Below are 18,830 nucleotides of genomic sequence, written 5' to 3'. Positions count from 1 at the left end.
GACCCGCTTTACCTCAGCCCGTTGACAACTTGTTAAGGAACGTGGAAACACTCGTGCAGAGGCACTCCTGTTTACGTTCCTTAACAAGTTGGGCAAAGTGTCTTCGGAACGCTCCCTGTCAATGCACTGCTCACGCAACAGCAAGGGCGGATATTGGATTTTCAAATCAGAATGCTTTTCTCGCACCGGGACATTTTCTCTCAACAATACGAAATTTCAATAAGAAGTAGAAAGCCGGAAGGTTATCGTCTAAGATGAATGATTTGTCAAATAGTAAATACAATATTTACTGTCTAATATTTACGATCGAATATCTTAGTCAATAGCCATCCGGCTTTTTCTATCCTTTGGAAATTTGCATTGTTGAGTGAATACGCTGTGGAGTTGGAAAAACTTCTTACTGTGACTACCAGCGGAAAGCAGGGTGTTCCTGAGCAGGTGCATTAGCAAGGAGCGTTCCGAAGACACTTTGCAGCGTTTGTTAGAGAAAGTAAATCGAGTGCCATTGCACGAAGATTTCCACTTTCGAGTTACAAACGGTCAACGGGCTGAGGTAAAGCGGGCCTGCACTGCGAAGGAATATCCTGCTTTCTGCGTCCGCTTCGCCATAAAGAAGTCTTTTTCTTTACAAGCGTGTCTCCCCAACAACTACTAATTCACCCAACCACAGAAAGAATTTTTAATCTTTGATGAACATCGCATCACCAAAACTGAAGAATCTGTATCTTTCTTTTACAGCTTCTTCATATGCCGCAAGAACATGCTCCCTTCCTGCCAGTGCCGATACCAGCATTACCAGAGTTGATTCCGGCAGATGGAAATTCGTGATCAGCTCATCTAATACTTTAAACTGATATCCCGGATAGATAAAGATCTCTGTCCATCCGCTGCATGCTTTCAGCTTTCCATTTTCATCTGCGGCTGATTCGATTGTGCGACAGCTCGTTGTTCCCACACAGATGACTTTATGTCCATTTTCTTTTGCTCTGTTGATCTTGTCCGCCGCCTCTTCATCAATCATATAGAATTCCGAATGCATATGATGATTTTCCACATCATCTACTTTCACGGGACGGAACGTTCCAAGTCCTACATGGAGCGTCACCCGGGCAATATCAACACCTTTTTCTTCGATTTCTTTTAACAGTTCCGGTGTAAAATGCAGTCCCGCTGTCGGTGCCGCCGCAGAACCGGAATGAGCCGCATAAACTGTATTATACCGGTCTTTATCCTGAAGCTGATGGGTAATGTACGGAGGCAGAGGCATCTGTCCTAGCTGATCCAGAATTTCTTCAAAAATGCCATCATATTCAAAATGGATCAGACGGTTTCCTTCTTCTACGACTTCCATGACTTCTCCGACTAAAAGACCGTCTCCAAAACTGATCCTTGCTCCCGGTCTTGCTTTCTTTCCCGGTTTTACAAGCGTTTCCCATACATCATCCGCACCCCTTTTAAGCAGAAGCACTTCTATCTTAGCTCCGGTCTCCTCTTTTACACCGATCAGTCGTGCCGGGATTACTTTTGTATCATTCAGCACCAGGCAGTCTCCCGGATTCAGATAGTCTGTGATCTCCCGAAATACGTGATGTTCTGTCTTTCCGGTCTTTTTATCCAGCACAAGCAATCTGGAAGAAGAACGGTCTTCCAACGGATCCTGGGCAATCAGTTCCTCAGGCAGATCATAATAAAAATCACTTGTCTTCACTGTATTATTCCTTTCTTTCGCAGAGAATCTGCTACCGGCAGCTTCTCTTCTATATTTTTACACTTCAAGAATGCACTGCCTGCCGGTTGCAGACGATGCATTTTCTTTTTATTTTCGCGAACAATCTGAACTATTTTCTAAGCTCAATTCCAAGATCTTCAAGACCCTTCAGGATCTTATTCATGGCTGCCGTGATCTCTGCCTCTTCCAGTGTCTTATCTTTCGCACGGAATACGATAGAGTAAGCAACAGACTTAAATCCTGCTTTGATCTGTGCACCTTCGTAAAGGTCAAATAATTTGTAGCTTTCCAGGTGTGCCCCGCCATTCTTTTCGATCACTTCTTCAATCTGACCTACCAGGATCTTCTTAGGCACTACCATACTGATATCTCTTGTCACTGCAGGATATTTGGCAATTCCTGTATATTTTCTGTCAAATGTAGCATACGGTAAAATCTCCGGCATATCGATGACTGCCACGTAAGCACGCTCTCCGATACCATAAGCATCTGCTACCTCCGGATGGATCTCACCAAGATATCCTACCACTTTTCCATCATAAATGATATTGGCCTGACGTCCCGGATGAAGATAAGTCTTTCCGGCATCCGGATCGTATTTCTCTTTCTCATGCATACCGATCTTTTCGAAAAATTCTTCTACAACACCTTTCATTGTAAAGAAATCTCCATCTCCGTACATTCCAAGTGTAAACTGCATTCTCTCTTCCGGCAGTTCAGTCAGAGGAAGGGATTTCGGAAGATATACATTTCCAAGTTCATACAGTCGTACATTTTTATTTCTTCTGTTGTAGTTCGTTGCAAGAGAAGTCAGCATTCCGTTCAGGGAAGTCGTACGCATTACACTGTAGTCTTCTCCAAGCGGGTTCATGATATCTACTGTCTTACGAAGCTGTGAATCCTCCGGCAGACGCAGTTTATCGAATACTTTCGGGCTTTCAAATGAGTAGGACATTCCCTGACTGAAACCACAGAACTCTGCAATATCTCTTGCCACCTGCTCAATCCTGAGTTTAAAGGTCAGCTTACCTGTCGTTGCCTCTCCGTCAGGAAGTGTTGTCGGAATATTATCGTATCCATAGAAACGTGCAACCTCCTCTGCCAGGTCTGCGATTCTGAACAGATCGTGACGGAATGTCGGTGCGATCACTTCTTTTGTCTCGGCATCATAGCCCAGGTCAATCTTTTTGAAATAACCGATCATCTCTTCCTCCGAGATGCCTGTCCCCAGCATACGATTGATCTTTGCCGCATCAAATGGCACACGTACGGGTTCTTTCTTTTTGCTGTATACATCTACAGCTCCACCGACAACTTCTCCGGCTCCCATCTCTTCTACCAGTTGGCACGCACGGTTCAGGGCATCCATTGCATTGTTCGGATCAAGTCCTTTTTCAAATTTACCTGAAGCGTCTGTACGCAGTCCCACTCTTTTACTTGACTTACGGATATTTACACCGTCAAAGCAGGCTGCCTCAAAAAGCATTGTTGTTACATCATCTGTGATCATGGAATTTTCTCCGCCCATAATTCCGGCGATACCAACTGCTTTCTCTCCGTCACAGATCATAAGGACATCCTGATCCATCGTTCTTTCCTGTCCGTCCAGTGTCGTAAACTTTTCACCCTCTGCTGCATTCTTTACTACAATCTGATGTCCTGCAAGTGTATCCAGATCATATGCATGCATCGGCTGTCCATACTCTTCCATTACATAATTGGTAATATCTACGAGATTGTTGATCGGACGGATTCCAACGGATGCCAGTCTCCGCTGCATCCATTCCGGTGAAGGGCCGATCTTGATATTCTTTACAACTCTCGCACAATATCTTGAACAAAGGTTTGTATTTTCTACAGAAACTTTTACATAATCATTGACATCTTCATTATTTCCAGTCTCTGTTACAACCGGTGGCTTAAATTCTTTATTAAATGTAGCTGCTGCCTCTCTTGCAATTCCGACAACACTGTAGCAGTCTACACGGTTTGAAGTGATCTCATACTCAAAAACTACATCGTGCAGTCCCAGTACTTCTACCGCATCTGCTCCTACCTGGACATCATCGTGGAAAATATAGATTCCATTCTCCGGTGCTTCCGGGTACATATCTCTTGTAGAGCCAAGTTCTTCGATGGAACACATCATACCATAACTCGGTACTCCGCGGAGTTTTCCCTTTTTAATCTTAATTCCACCTGCAACACGCTGTCCCGGTTCATGACCTCCTGCAACGCGTCCGCCATCCAGTACAACCGGAACTTTTGCTCCCTCAAATACATTGGTTGCTCCTGTTACGATCTGAACTGTCTCAGTTCCCACATTCACCTGACAAATCACCAGCTTGTCTGCATCCGGGTGCTTCTCGATCTTCTCGATCTGACCAACCACGATCTTGTCAAGGTCAGCATCCAGCTTTTCAAAACCTTCTACTTTTGTTCCTGTCAATGTCATTGCATCTGTATATTCCTGTGCTGTCACATCAAGCTCCGGCACATACGCTTTTACCCATGATAATGAAGTATTCATGTTCTATCTCCTTTTCTATCTGCCTTTGCTTCTATTCCTGTATCCTCAGGACTGAAGCCTGCCCGCTTTCCCTGTAATTTCTCTTTTTCGTTCACTAAAACTGCTTCAGGAAACGGATATCATTTTCATATAATAAACGCATATCATCAATCTCATATTTCAGAAGCGCAATACGTTCGAGACCTACACCAAATGCAAATCCATTATATTCTTCCGGATCGATTCCGCACATCTCCAGCACATGTGGATGAACCATACCGCATCCAAGAATCTCGATCCAGCCTGATCCCTTACAGAAACGGCATCCTTTACCACCGCATTTGAAGCAGCTTACATCTACCTCTGCACTTGGCTCTGTAAACGGGAAATGATGCGGACGGAACTTCGTCTTCGTATCCGGTCCAAACAACTCTTTTGCAAATACTTCCAATGTACCTTTCAAATCTGCAAAGGAGATATCTTTGTCAATGACCAGTCCCTCGATCTGATGGAAGGACGGTGAATGTGTTGCGTCTACTTCATCAGAACGGAACACTCTTCCCGGTGCGATCATACGGATCGGAAGTTTCCCCTGCTCCATGACACGTGCCTGTACCGGAGAAGTCTGTGTACGCAGTACAATATCCTTATTGATATAGAAAGTATCCTGCTCATCTTTTGCCGGATGATCTGCCGGAATATTCAGTTTTTCAAAATTGTAAAGGTCATACTCTACTTCCGGTCCTTCCACTACTTCATATCCCATACCGACAAAGATCCGCTCTACTTCTTCCAGTGCGATCGTATTCGGATGACGGTGTCCTACGTTGTTCTTCTTAGACGGAAGAGTAACGTCGATCACTTCTGCTTTCATCTTCTCTTCACGGATCGCTTTTTCCATTTTTGCCTTTGATTCCTCTAAAAGTTCTTCAATGGCTGCTCTTGTATCATTTACAAGCTGTCCTACCTTCGGACGTTCCTCCGGGGCAACATCTTTCATTCCTTTCAATACGGCTGTCAGTTCTCCTTTTTTTCCAAGGAACTTAACACGTACATCATTCAGCTTTTCCGGAACGTCAGCCTCCTGAATTTTTGCGACTGCTTCCGCTTTGATCTGTTCCAGTTTTTCTTTCATCATTTACTCCTTTCTGCTCAACAGGGACGAATCTTTCTTCGATTGATTTTTTCTACAAAAAAACCCCGTCCCCCAAAGGGACGAGGTATATTACTCGCGGTACCACCCTGCTTCCTGCAACATCTGTCACAGGCACTCGTGCTTGTGTAACGTACAACATACGGCATTTTCTACTGGTCTTTCAAAAATGCAGCTCACGTGGGAAATTCGATTGCCGATTGAACTTGGGAAAACTCGCAGCCGGTGATCTTCCCTCTCTGACAGAAACCGGTTCTCTACTTTGCACGGTCTTAGCTTTTATCTCTTGTCAATAAATTAGTAAAAACTTACCTTAACTATTTTAACATACGTTTCTCTTTTGTCAACCCTTTTGTCAGGCGTTTCGTAATCCCAAGTCCCTCAAGGATCGCATTGATCTCACCTCCGAGAAGAATGATATACATACATCCATAGAGCCACAGCATAATCAGTATGATCGTCGTAAAACTGCCATACATACTTGTAAAACCTGTAAAAATATCCAGGTAGACTGAAAAGAAGAATGAAAGCAAAAGCCATCCCGATGCTGTAAAAAATGCTCCCGGAAGCTGCTTCCGCAATGTTGTCTTTCCACGGTTGGACCGGTTTGGCAGAAACTTATATACCAGATCCCAGAAAAACGTCAGCACAACCAGTGTAAGGCATGTCCTGATCCTGATGATAAAATTCATCACCTTACTCATAAAAGGGATATGCTCATAAACAACCGCGCTCAGACTGTTTCCAAATACGGACAATACCAGTGAGAGCATGATCGCAATCAGGAACAATACCGTATAAAAGCATGCCCTGAAACGCAGATAAAAATAATTTCGCGTCTCAATATTATCATAAATGCAGTTCAATCCATAGGTCACAGACAGAACGCCTTTTCCGGCCGACCACAGGGCAACCAGTAAAGTAAACGGGATGAATCCATTCGATTTTGTATAAACCTGCACGATCACGCTGCGGATCAGCGGTGCGACCGTATCAGGGAAAACCGGAAGAACCAGTTCCATCACATCATTCATCGTAACCGGTGTGTATTGTACCATCGTAATAAGCAGAAGAAAAATCGGTATCAGAGACAATACAAAAAAATAGGCTGCCTGGGCTGCATAGGCACCGGTGTGGTGCGTATTCACTGTCCGTATCATATTCAGCACCCAGTTTTTCATTTTTTCTTTTTTACTCATATAGCTGAAAATCCTTTTCACTTTTTCCGTACAAAAAGCGGCCGTACAAGACGACCGCCTTTTATCTTTCGTGAACCCCCAAAATGCCGGTCCCTGTATTTTGAGTCCTAGCCACAGCTAGGTGGGCAACCTCATCCTGCCTTTCTGTCGTCCACTGCATACATCGGAGGCCTGACATATTATACAGAAATATTGGAATCCCTTTTTAATCAATGTAGGTTCAAAATAACAGGGTTGTCGTACACCCCAGGTTGGTTCTCTTTTTTACCTAAAGCTATTATACGCTATTTACCCGGATTTTACAACCATTTACTTTATGTAAATTTTATCGGTTGATCTTATACTTTTCACTGGTACTCTGACCGGTTACTTATCTTGTCCCATCCGGGCGGTTTCTATGCTTTTTCTTTGCATTTTTCTTCTGGTCTGCTTTCATCCGAAGGACTACAACAACCACTGCTCCTGCTGCCACGATTGCAAGAACTACAAAGATTCCGATCGGTGCTCCGCTGTCTCCGGTCTTCACTACCGTTACCTGCGGAACTCCTGCTGGTTTCTTATCTGCAGAACTGTTCTGATTCTGATCTCCGGAAGGCTTCTGACCATCATTCTTATTACCTGAATCAGGTTTCTGATTGTCATCTTTATTTCCAGAATTGTTCTTGTCCTCTGCAAGAGTCTTCACTGTCAGAGCCGCTGCCTCAGAATAATTTCCTGCTGCATCATATGCTTTTACAGTGATCTGATACTCTGTTCCTGCCAGCAGATTGCTGATCATAACAGAAGTCGTATCTGCAGATACTTTTTTGATGCTTACTCCATTCAAGAAGATCTCGTATCCTTCAACTCCGACATTATCTTTTGACTTCTTCCATCTGATCTGGATGGAGTCTTTCGTAACCTCTGCCTTGCTCAGTTTACCTGGTGCAGTTGGAGCCTCTTTATCCACATCCGGCTGCTCTGCTTTTCCTTTTACAGTGACTTTGCAGGTTGCCTCTAATCCGGCTACATTGGATACTTTGATCGTTGCTGTTCCCTCTTTCAGGGCTGTAACAACACCGTTCTCATCTACTGTTGCGATTTCTTCATCAGAAGAACTCCATACAAGACCCTTGAGCATTGCACCTTCCGGTGTAGCTGACGGTGTCAGTGTTACTGTCTCTCCAACTTTCAATGTTACATTTTCTGCATCCAGAGTTACTGCGTCTGCTACTTTCTGTACTGTAAACGGAACAACTTCTGAAATTGCTGCAAATCCACCCTGTCCTTCTTCTACAAGGATCTGGATCTTTCTTGCATTCTTTGCTGTAGTATCAAACTGAGTTGATACCCATGCAGCACCGGCTCTTAAATTGTTCGGAACTGTGATATGGTCACCGCTTTCAATCACCTGATCATTTTCATCAAGGATACGATAGCTGTACTGGTACACGATTCCATTATTTGTGCTAGGTCTCTGCTGGAACTTGAATCCTCCGATATCCATGGATTTTCCAAGGTCTACTGTCAGGATTGCCGGGTTTGACTCGCTTACATTGAAGCCTGTCGTACTCCAGTTGGAATGCCAGTAAGTGCTGGAATCTCCGTCTGTTGCTGCAGAAGCTACTCCACTGCCTGTCGGTTCTCCTGTACTTTCTTCTGTATTGGCACTGGATGTGATATCCGGTGTTTCTGTTCTAGGAATATCATTTACAACTGTATCTTTTACTGTGATATCGAAAGTCAGCGTGCTGCCGTCTGCAAGTGTTCCTGTCAATGTTGCACTTCCTGCTCCGACTGCATTGATCTTATGGTTCTCTGTATCTACCGTCATCACACTGTCATCACTGGATGTAAATGTGATCTGGTCTAAGTTCTGACCTAAGATCTGTGCTGTCTCACCTTTGTACAGTTCTGTCTTTTCAACAGTTGCTGTCACGGCTGTTGCATCTTCTGTGATCGTTAAATTATCCAGGACAAAGTCTGTCTGTCCCATACTTCCGGTTCCGGCAAGTGAACCGTTCTCATAAAGACCGATCCATGTCTGTCCGGTTCCGCTTCCGATCACCTGCATACTTACATGCTGTGCTTCATCCCCGGTTGCTGCCGCCAGATAGGATGTCGGTGCAGAATAGCTGTTACCGTCACCTACGATCATCTGATATGCTGCATTTCCTGCAAGATAATCAAACTCAACATGGTATACTTTTCCGGCCTCAAAACGGAAGTTCTGAGGAATTGTATAATATACAAGACCTGTTACTGCTGCATGCTGCTTCAGTGACCACTCACCATCAATGACATCACTGATAACTCTGTTGTTCCAGCCTGCCTGTGTATACGGTGCATTCAACTGTGCCAGATGAGTCACCTGGTCTCCTGTCTGCGTAAATCCATGTACGAACGGATACATTCCTTCTACAACGGATTCAAAATCCTGATGGAAACTTCCGTCTTCCGCATAGTTGTCCAGTGTCTTCTGTACGATACGGATATCATCCCAGTAAGTACTTCCTTCACCTGCTGCTCTTGAAAGCTTCAGGTCAGCGATCGTACCTTCTGCTGTAAAGGATACAAGAATCCTCTGCATATTTGTACCGTGCTTTTCATCACTTGCAACTGTATTTCTGGAGAAAGAACGCATCGTATAATTTGATACTTCTTTACTTCCTGTATTGACACTCAGTGTCGCCTTTGCATCGCTTTCATTATCTACATAAAGCTCTGCAACATAAGCTTTTCCGGCTGTCAGTCCTGTGATCTTTGTAGATACAGTCACATCTTTTTCCGGGCTGTTCATTGCCAGTCTCTGGTCGCCTGTATTCGCATACTTCTCGACCGTCACTGCTGCATTGTCAATGTCCCCACTCCAGTCAGCAGCATCCAATGCACTGTCTGTTCCTGAGTAACCATTGAATCCCGGGTCAACCACATAGTTGTCCTCGCCGTAATCTACCTTCAGTGTCTTAGAGGATTCACCCTTAACAAGCACATAAGCGGTAGCTGCTTTTGCATCCAGAGTCACTGTTCCGTTGGATACTGCAACTGTCTTCTCATTGATACGTCCCTGATCACTCAGTTCGTACATTACAACATTTGCAAGGTTTGTCCATCCGTCAGGAAGCTCCCATGTAGATGTGCCTCCGTCCAGATTCCAGTGATACAGTTTCTGGTCGCCGTTTTCATCTGTCCAAGGAAGAAGATACTTCACATCATTCAGTACTTCTTTTCCATTCAGAGTGATCGTACGCTCGATGTAAGAATCGGATCTCTGCTCTGTATTTCTTGTAACAACAACCGTATCTCCGGTGTCGTTCTTCAGAGTGATCTGCTTCTCTGTATTTCCTGTCGGGCAGGCTTCATCCTCACCGTAGTCTTCCCAGTCAGTTACATAATAATGCTGAAGGAATCTTGTAGGCAGGTTCTCTGTAAATGTCTCTGTAATATAAGAGTTATAATCCTGATCTCCGCCCCATCCTTCAAAGCCATACAGACGATATCCGCCAAGCAGCGGGTTGTCGGCTGTTCCGCCATACCTCGGATAGTTCAGAATCTGCGTATCTCTCTGATCATTGCGGAGGAACCGGATAATCTCACTATTCCATCCCTTCAGGCCTGCTCCACCATAAGCGGCGTCAGTTGCCCAGTGTGACCAGGTAGAGTCATACTCTCCCTCGTAACCAAACTCCGTAGAGAATCTCCATCCGAGTGAGTTGATCTCTTTTGCGATCTGTCTTGTCTCCCACGCATTCTGATACCATACATCCAGATAAATGAAGTCCATATTATCTGTTCTCTTTGCTGCATCTGCTGCAATCTCACTCATAGAAGCATTCAGTGTTCCCTGAGAATCTTTGACATATTCACCCTTATCCCAGTTTCCACTGTAGAAGCTTGTACCGTTGATACGGTCATAAAGCTGTACTAATCTCTTATAACGGGCCTGACTTCCCAGATCCCATAATTTATTGATCGTAAAGGACTGATCCAGCCATCCCCAACCATTTGTGATCGGGCTTGTCAGCATTGTCTCATTGAAAGATTTTGCCTCTGGATAAGCCTCCTGTGCATTGATATGAATACCAACTTCTGTATTATACTGATGTGCGATCTTGATCAGGTTCTGGAAATCAGTAATTCCACCTTCACGCTCAGATACATCTGCATACTCGGAGTTGGCTGAGTCATGACCTTCATTTCCATATCCTTTGAGCATAACTGCCTGCGGCAGTCCATCAGTTGCAAGATATACTTTCTTGATATTATCTGCTGTCTCAAGATATGGATTCGTTGCCATACCGGCAAAGTTCATAACAATACGATAGTTTACAAGATCTTTGATATCATCTGCACCCTGTGCAATGTTCATGATATCTCTGAATGCAAGAGCTCCATCATTCCAGTCGATGTCTCCATCGCCATTTGCATCTCCTGCGATGCATACTTTTGCACACGGAAGATCACTGGTCGGATAACTATAGCTTGCAGCCTGTCCATTTTTATCTCCACGTTCGTAATACCATACAGAACTTGTAAGACTCATGGAGTCTGCACCGCTGTTCATCGTAATTCTCTTATCATCCTCGATCTCAGAGTTACTCCATACACCACCGCTTAAGCTTCCATTTGACAGGAATCCATACATATAATTTCCTGTTGTAGATGGATTGAATCCATTATCCCATGTAATATGGGAATCTCCGCTCTGGGTAGTCGTTGTAGACGGTGATACACCATCAAATGCTGCATTCTCTTCTGACATATCTGTAGAAAGAAGATTCAGTTGCGGGATCTCGATTGTAGCAATATCTGTACATCCGTCTTTCTTTTTGATGGATGTTACTTCCCAGGTCAGATCATTGTCATCTACACTGATCTTCACTTTCATAGTCAGGTCGATATTTGTTGAAGGACTCACAAGATCCATTGTATAAGTTCTGGAAGAATCATCTCCCTCGGCTGATACATTGGTCGGAGTGATCGCAGTCTTGTTGATGCTGACAGAGTTGATCTCTTCCTCCTGTCCACGGAAGAACGGAGTACCATCAACTTTCTTTGTCGCATAACGTGCAACTACCGGAAATTCCTTTCCAACATATACATCCATATAATCAGAACTGATCTTTGCATACTGGCTTAAATCCAGTTCTGCCTTTGGTGATAAGGTAACATTGAATACATTCTGTGCTGCATTTTCACTTACAGTAACCTCTTCTGTATGTGCCTGGTAGCCTGTACGGCTTGCTGCAAGATTGTATGTTCCTGTCTCGATGGCATCGAAACTGTAGTTTCCTGCATCATCTGTCTTTGCAGTATTGGAACCCAGCTTCACTGTTGCACCCTTGAGTGCTGTTCCATCTTCAGCCGTAACCTTACCGGAAACTGCTGCAACTGCTGTCGTATAAGTTTCTGTTACCTGACCGGATCTTGTAGCTGCCCATCCCCAGGTATCATCCATACAATCTGTCGTTCCGATCTTGAAGTCAGAAAATTCTACTTTTGTAGCTCCGTTCGTCTTCACTCCCGGATGTCCTTCTCCATTGATCGAATCAGAGATCGGAGTCAGTGCCTGTACAGACTGGGTCACTTTCTTGCCATCTACGATTACTGTCAGGTTCTCTCTGGAAACTGTGATGGAAATATCCATTGTCTCATTCAGCACCGGATCAGGAAGACCTGAAAGCTTTGGATAAGACTCTGTTCCATTCACTTTGTACTGGAAGTACCATTTACTTGTTGGATCATAACCGACATACAGCCAGTTATTATCATCCTTATAAGTATAGAAGATTCCCCAGTTCGTACTTGTCACCGGACGGAACTTCAAGGAAACGGTTCCTCCTACCGGTGTCGTTTTTGTCTGGTCAAGAAGAAGTGCCGGGGCAACAACACTGGCATTTCCATAGTTATGTCCATTTCCGTTGCTGCTTCCACCCTGAACGGTGATCCATTTTCTTCCTCTTGCAGTCTCCTGCGTTCCGTCATCTGTTACGGCTGCCGGATCCCAGGATCCCTTCTTGTCATTGTAGACTGTCCATCCACTGTAATCTGAATATGTAGTATCTCCGACTGCCACATCAGAAAAATAAAGATCTGTATAAGAGCTGTTTGTAGCTCCTCCAAATCCAACCTTACCTGCTACATCTTTCAGTGCAACAAAGCTGGCATTTGTCACTGAAGCTGTTCCGCTTGTTCCAGCGGTAGTATTTCTTACAGTAACATTCACTGCACTGTCTGTATAGCTGACAGACACCGTAAACATATCGTTCTGGTTAATTGCCGGAAGTCCTGCAACGCTTCCATAAGATGAAGTACCATTATTATTGTACTCATAAATCCAGTCTGTTGCTGAACCGGCACCATCATAACCGATATATGCCCAGTTACTGTCGTCCTTGTATTTCAGGACAACCCTTGCACGCGTATCTGACTGTGCACTGCCAAGTTTTAAGGTGCTGCTGAAGTCTTCATTGGTAAATGTTGCATCCGGAGATAACGCAAATGCTTCAGGCGTGGCACTGCCAAAATGACCATTACCATTCTCTGCACCTGACACGATATGTGCCATTGTCTTGCTTGCTGCAAATACATCGATCGACGGAAGATACGGCAGTGCCGTTGTTAAAACCATCGCCAATGCAAGAAATCCTGCTGCAAGCTTTCTGCTAAGCTTTTTCATAATCCCATCCTTTCTTTTACGACCGAAAGCTTTACGATCTTATTCTATTTTATTATATAATTTATACGGGAAATAAGCAAGCTCTACACGCAAAAAAGAAGAGAAGTTTTAAACTTCTCCTCTTTTTTCCTCAAACCCTCATTTGTAATGGACTGATTATCTTCTGCGTCTTCTGATTGAAATTGTACCAACAACTGCTGTACCTGCCAGCATTGCTGCAATCATCGGAAGAAGCATATTGGCTGTATCTCCGGTCTTTGCTGCTGCATTTGCTTTATTTCCAGCCGCTGTACCGTTATTACTATTATTACCCTGGTTCTTGTTATCTGTTACTCCAGACTGTCCAGGATCTTTCTTTCCGTCATCTGTTCCATTATTATTACCGTTTCCGTTGTTGTCATTTCCGTTATCATTGCCATTATCCGGGGTATCCGGCTTGTCTGGCTGATCCGGATCTGTCGGGTCTACTTTCTTCGGATTTACAGTAATATCATAGATCAGGCTTGCACCTTTATAAGTTACAGTTACCGTTTTGTCTGTGGCAGCAAGTTTTGTATCCAATGCAGGGCTGAATGTAAATTCATCTGCATTTGCTTCACTGTATGCCACTGCCTCGGTTGAATCATCATCGTAAACTACGTTGATCACCAGACCGGTTACATCCAGTGTCTCGCCTTCTGTATAAATGACTTTCTCCGGCTTTGTATTCCAGGTAATTCCTGTCATGACTTTTGCTTTCTGTGTAATCGTAAATTCATGCTCCAGAGTTCCTGTATATCCGTCAATTCCCTTAATTACAAGTTTTGCAGTTCCAAAGTCTGTATTGTTCTCGTAAGAGATCACATAATCAACTCCATAGCGAAGCGTTGTATCTCCTGCTTTTACTACAATATCAGAAAGATCGAACATGACCGGATTTTCTGCATCTGCTTTCGCAACTTCGATTGAATCCGGAGCTGTTACTGTTACTCCATTTGCTGCATCTGCAATATCTGTCTTACTCTCTGCCATACGGAGACGGATCTCAGCAGCACTCATGTATTTATCTACATTCGCTGCACTTGAACCGTAAGTATGAACGCCTGTCAGTCTTACATATTTTGCAGCAACCGGTTCTGTAAACTCTGCCAGTTTCCAGTCCTGACTGTCTTCCCAGTTTCCGGTTGAAACAGTTGTCCATGTTGAACCATCCGTGCTTACTTCTACTCTGTACTCGTTTACACGACCATTGTTCTGTCCGTCTGCTGTTCCCTGTCTTGGCAGATAACGAAGTGCATCCAGTACCGTTTCTTCTTCCAGTTCATATGTAAACCATAACTGATCGCTTGTCGCTGCCGGTGCACTCCATCTTGTATGCCATAACGTAGACTCATCTCCGTCTTTTGCATTCGATGCAGGGCCTTCAACTCCTGTTGTAGACTGCTCACTTCCTGCGGATGCTGTTAATTTTGATACCGGATAATCTCTGCTGTCGCTGTCCGGTGTTGTCTGCTCTGCTTCATTCAGTCTTACTTCATAAGTATTTCTTGTCTGATGATCTTCTGACTCAACGATGATGCGGATCACATCATTGTAAGCCGGAAGGACTGTTACAGATGCGTTATCTTTTGCTGTTGCCTCAATCTCTGCAAGAATTGCAGGTGTTGTATATACTTTGCTGTCCAGTGCTGTCTGCGGTACTTCTTTTCCATTGACTGTCAGTGTCTGCAGCTCGGCTGTCGTATTGGTTGTACGGCTTCCTGTTGCTACTTTCAGTTCAATCTCTGTGATACCTGTGCATGCCTTTGCAGTTGTTCCTGTTGCCTGAGTACTGTTCGTCAGGTGGAATTTCACAAAGGTTGCTCCAACCGGTGCGAAATCATAAGTATATGGTTTCACATTTCCCGACTCTGTTCCGATTGTCTCGGTTGTATCAAGTTTCGCCCAGTTTGTTCCGTCCGGTGATACATAGATCTCAGTTGCTCCGGCATCCGGATATCTCATGCTCCAGCTATCTCTCGCAAAATGAGTTACGATCTGTCCAAGTCTCTGTTCTGTTGCGTATTCAAAAATGATGTCCGCTGTTGTATTTCCATCCTGGGAATAATCGTAGTTACTCCATACGGTCGGATTTGCTCCACCGGATGTATTGCTTGAAATCGTTGTGCTTCCGTCCTTGATCGCATTCAGTGTATCTGACTGCTTATCTGCAGGTACGCTCTGAGTCAGGTTCAGTGCATCGGCTGAAACGCTGTCACCGATGGTGATCGTCTCCTCCTGTACTCTGACGCTTGCTGTTACAGCAATTTCTTTTCCAAGTACATTTGCTGTTCCGTTGACTGTTACTGTTCCTGCTTTATCATAAGCACTTGCAGCTTTATCTTCCCATGTTACCGGGAATGTTACGTCCATGACCGTTCCATCCTGAAGTACTGCAGGTCTGGAAGTCGGTAATACCGGTGCTACTCCTACTGCTGTATTTGTAGAATAATTCAGAAGTCCTCCGACCTCATCGATCATATTTACATTAACTGCTACAGAATATCCGCCTTTTACCGTACCCTTCACCTGGAAACTTCCTGCTGCTGCGATCTGATCTTCTGTAATCGCATCCCATGTTACAGGGAGTTCTTCACTTGTTCCATCTGTATAACGTGTCACGATCTTCTCCGGAAGTTCCGGTGTACTTCCAACTTTTACATAGTAAGTACGTGACATTTTAAAGCTGTCGATCTGCTTTTCTGTACTTCCGTTGTCCACTGCGGTTGTCGTGATCTTGACACTTGCAGAATCCAGTCCGTCTGCTGATGCAGTTACAGTGATCGTTCCTGCTTCTTTTGTGGACTTCACGATGGCAAGCACTTTACCACTGAAAGCTTTTCTGTTATCTGCCTGATAGGAGTCATGATCCGGTGAGCTTCCGTTATCCACGCCTACCAGTTCTCCGTCTCCCTCTACAGTAAACTTCACACGGTTTTCTGCATCCGGAACGATATTTCCATTTGCATCTGTTACATCTACTGTAATATAGGAAAGTGATTCTCCGTCTGCTGCAATCTTCTTATGATCTGCAGAAGCTTTCAGCTTAGAAGCTTTTCCTGTTGTCGTTACACTTGACTGTCCGACTGTATCCGTGATCTTCTGACCGTTGCTGTTATATGCAACTGCAGAAACAGTTCCGTCTGCATACGGTACATTCCATGTCAGATACAGGTTCTTGTCAGTTGTTGAGTTTTTATCAGAACCTTCATAGATCTGATAGGTATATCCTGCGTCTGTCGTCTTCTGCGTAAATGTCTTCTTTCCAAGAGAAGTCTTTGTATCACTTCCTTTTGCCTGGAAGAACAGCTCAACAGATGCTGCATCGGAATATACAACAACCGGTACATTTCCGCTGCTGTCTTTGCTTACAACGTTGTTGTTCCATGCCGGAAGAACATGTAATGTTGTCACATCATCATTCCACTGGCTCTGGTAGAAGTAGTAGCTGTCCTTTGCGAATCCCGCTGTATCAATGATTCCAAAGTAAGAGTTCTTCGGTGAAGGCCATGATCCAACCGCTCCGCTTCCGGTTCCGTTCCATGGAGTTGGCTCTCCAAGATAATCAAATCCGGTCCACACATATTCACCGGCTGCAAAATCTCTTGTCAGAACAGTGTACCATGCATTACTTGCTGTAGCACCCCAGCCTACATTAGAATTATCATAGGATGTCAACTGCTTGTCGCTCGTCTGTCCACCGCCTGTTGTACGGTAATAGATTCCACGGCTGTTGATTGCTGATGCAGTTTCTGATCCATAGAGAAGCCAGTTGGAATTACTGGAGTGATAACTGTCAAGTACCCTTCCATCTGCATAGTTAAATCCAACAGTTCCACCCTTCTCTGTGAGAAGTCTTGCAAAAGTCTTGGAAATCTGCCAGTTTGCTTTCAGCTTATTATCGCCGATGGTCATTGGTCTTGTATTATCTGCATCATATGCCCAGTTAATGAGCTTTGTAGCGGTTGCTTCATATTCCGCATCTGTTCCGCCACTGATACCTTCCATAACCTCATTTCCAAGAGACCACATGATCACTGACGGTGCATTATAGTCACGGCTGATCATGGATTCCAGATCAAACTGTGCCCATGTCTCACCATTGGTTGCTCCAAGAATTTCATTATCTGAAGCTACGGTCTGGTTAAACCATACAGAATAGTCATTGCTGTTACCATTCTTTGGTCTTGTCCATGTATCAAATGCCTCTTCAACAACCAGGATTCCCTGTTCATTGCAGGCATCGATCAGATCCTGTGCTGCCGGGTTATGTGTTACACGGATGGAATTACATCCCATCTCTTTCAGGATCTTCACCTGACGATCAATTGCACTGTCGTAAGCTGCTGCTCCGAGAGATCCCTGATCGTGATGCATACATACACCTTTCAGCTTCATATTCTCTCCATTCAGAGAGAATCCTGTATTACTGTCAAAATTGAAATAACGGAATCCATATTCTGTATCATAAGTATCCGTTACCTGTCCATCTACCAGTACTTCTGTACGAACTGTATACAGACTCGGATTCTCTACACTCCAGAGTTCCGGATTGGAAACCGGTACGGTAGCCTGGATCTCTGCTGTCGCACCTGCTGCAATACTCTGTGCATTGGTTGTTACTGTACCGATACTCTGATCTGCACTTCCGTCTTTTGGAAATACTGTATGTCTGACGGCTACACTCTTTGCAGCATCTGAATCATTTGCAACCGTTGCAGTCACATCGGTATTCACTGTACTGCCTTTTTCGGTTTCAAGATTCGGAGTTGTAACCTTTGTACCGTTCAGATCTACATGTACATCATCTGTGATCGTCAGATCTACATCTCTGTAGATACCGCTTCCTGAGTACCAGCGGCTGGATGGTGTATTATTTACCACCTTGACTGCGATCGTATTTTCCCCGTCATACTTTACATAATCTGTAATATCAAAGGAAAATGAAGTGTAACCATACGGATGAGTTCCAACTTCATGACCATTCACCCATACTGTCGCATTCATATATACGCCGTCAAAATCAATACGGACTCTCTTTCCCTGCGTATCAGAACTTAATGTAAAGTTCTTTCTGTACCAGCCTGTTCCTCCACCAAGATAGCCACTTTCTGCTTCCATGGATTTAGAGTATTCCTGGCTAATGCTGTAGTCATGCGGTAAGGAAACCTGTTCCCATTTGGAATCATCAAAGGTTGCTCCCTGTGCATTTCCTGCATCCCCAAAGTAGAATTTCCAATTACTGTTGAAATTCTGGGAACGCTGTGCAGTAGAACTGTAATTGTTCACATACACCAGCTCAGGATCTGAACTCATCTGAGTCTGGGATTCTGTTCTCACCGCCTGCTGTGCCAGTGCCGGAACTGAAACTCCTGCTGCAGTTACTGCAAGAACTGCAGCAAGTGCACCTGCTCCCACACGCGTACACCGCTTCTTCTTTTTCATGCCTGTTCCTCCTTTTTCGATTTTCCGTTCTCCACGTCGGCAGACAGTACAAATAGACGCACTGTCCCCTATTGCATATTGTACCAGAATTTTTCTTTTATTTCTTGTGTATATTCACC

At 44.3% G+C, this 18,830-nt stretch carries 6 protein-coding genes, 1 other RNA gene and 1 other annotated feature; all 7 genes read right to left on the bottom strand.

The genetic code is table 11. The annotated features are described in order from the left end of the window. Positions 1–679: 679 nt before the first annotated feature. Positions 680–1,708, bottom strand: a complete 1,029-nt coding sequence (queA, locus tag NQ541_RS03620; RefSeq protein WP_005609249.1) for a tRNA preQ1(34) S-adenosylmethionine ribosyltransferase-isomerase QueA — start codon at positions 1,706–1,708, stop codon at positions 680–682. Positions 1,709–1,838: 130 nt separating this feature from the next. Then, complete coding sequence (pheT, locus tag NQ541_RS03615) at positions 1,839–4,259, bottom strand: phenylalanine--tRNA ligase subunit beta (protein ID WP_005609250.1); 2,421 nt, start codon at positions 4,257–4,259, stop codon at positions 1,839–1,841. A 94-nt stretch (positions 4,260–4,353) separates the two neighbouring features. Next, positions 4,354–5,373, bottom strand: coding sequence for a phenylalanine--tRNA ligase subunit alpha (gene pheS, locus NQ541_RS03610; protein WP_023922114.1), 1,020 nt, complete (start codon positions 5,371–5,373; stop codon positions 4,354–4,356). A gap of 73 nt (positions 5,374–5,446) precedes the next feature. Continuing rightward, positions 5,447–5,674: a binding site (T-box leader), on the bottom strand. A 34-nt stretch (positions 5,675–5,708) separates the two neighbouring features. Beyond that, positions 5,709–6,590 carry a YihY/virulence factor BrkB family protein gene (locus NQ541_RS03605; RefSeq protein ID WP_005609252.1) on the bottom strand — a complete coding sequence of 294 codons (882 nt, stop codon included), beginning with the start codon at positions 6,588–6,590 and terminating at the stop codon, positions 5,709–5,711. Positions 6,591–6,663: 73 nt separating this feature from the next. Further along, positions 6,664–6,846: non-coding RNA, 6S RNA (ssrS, locus tag NQ541_RS03600), on the bottom strand. A 114-nt stretch (positions 6,847–6,960) separates the two neighbouring features. Then, positions 6,961–13,248, bottom strand: coding sequence for an endo-alpha-N-acetylgalactosaminidase family protein (locus NQ541_RS03595; RefSeq protein WP_005609253.1), 6,288 nt, complete (start codon positions 13,246–13,248; stop codon positions 6,961–6,963). A 156-nt stretch (positions 13,249–13,404) separates the two neighbouring features. Beyond that, the gene (locus tag NQ541_RS03590; protein ID WP_005609254.1) at positions 13,405–18,711 is read right to left on the bottom strand and encodes a discoidin domain-containing protein; all 5,307 of its coding nucleotides are present in this window, start codon (positions 18,709–18,711) and stop codon (positions 13,405–13,407) included. Between the last annotated feature and the right edge of the window lie 119 nt (positions 18,712–18,830).

Origin of the sequence: [Ruminococcus] lactaris ATCC 29176, assembly GCF_025152405.1 — a bacterium.
GTDB lineage: Bacteria > Bacillota > Clostridia > Lachnospirales > Lachnospiraceae > Mediterraneibacter > Mediterraneibacter lactaris.
This window is presented reverse-complemented; position numbering and strand designations above follow the sequence as displayed.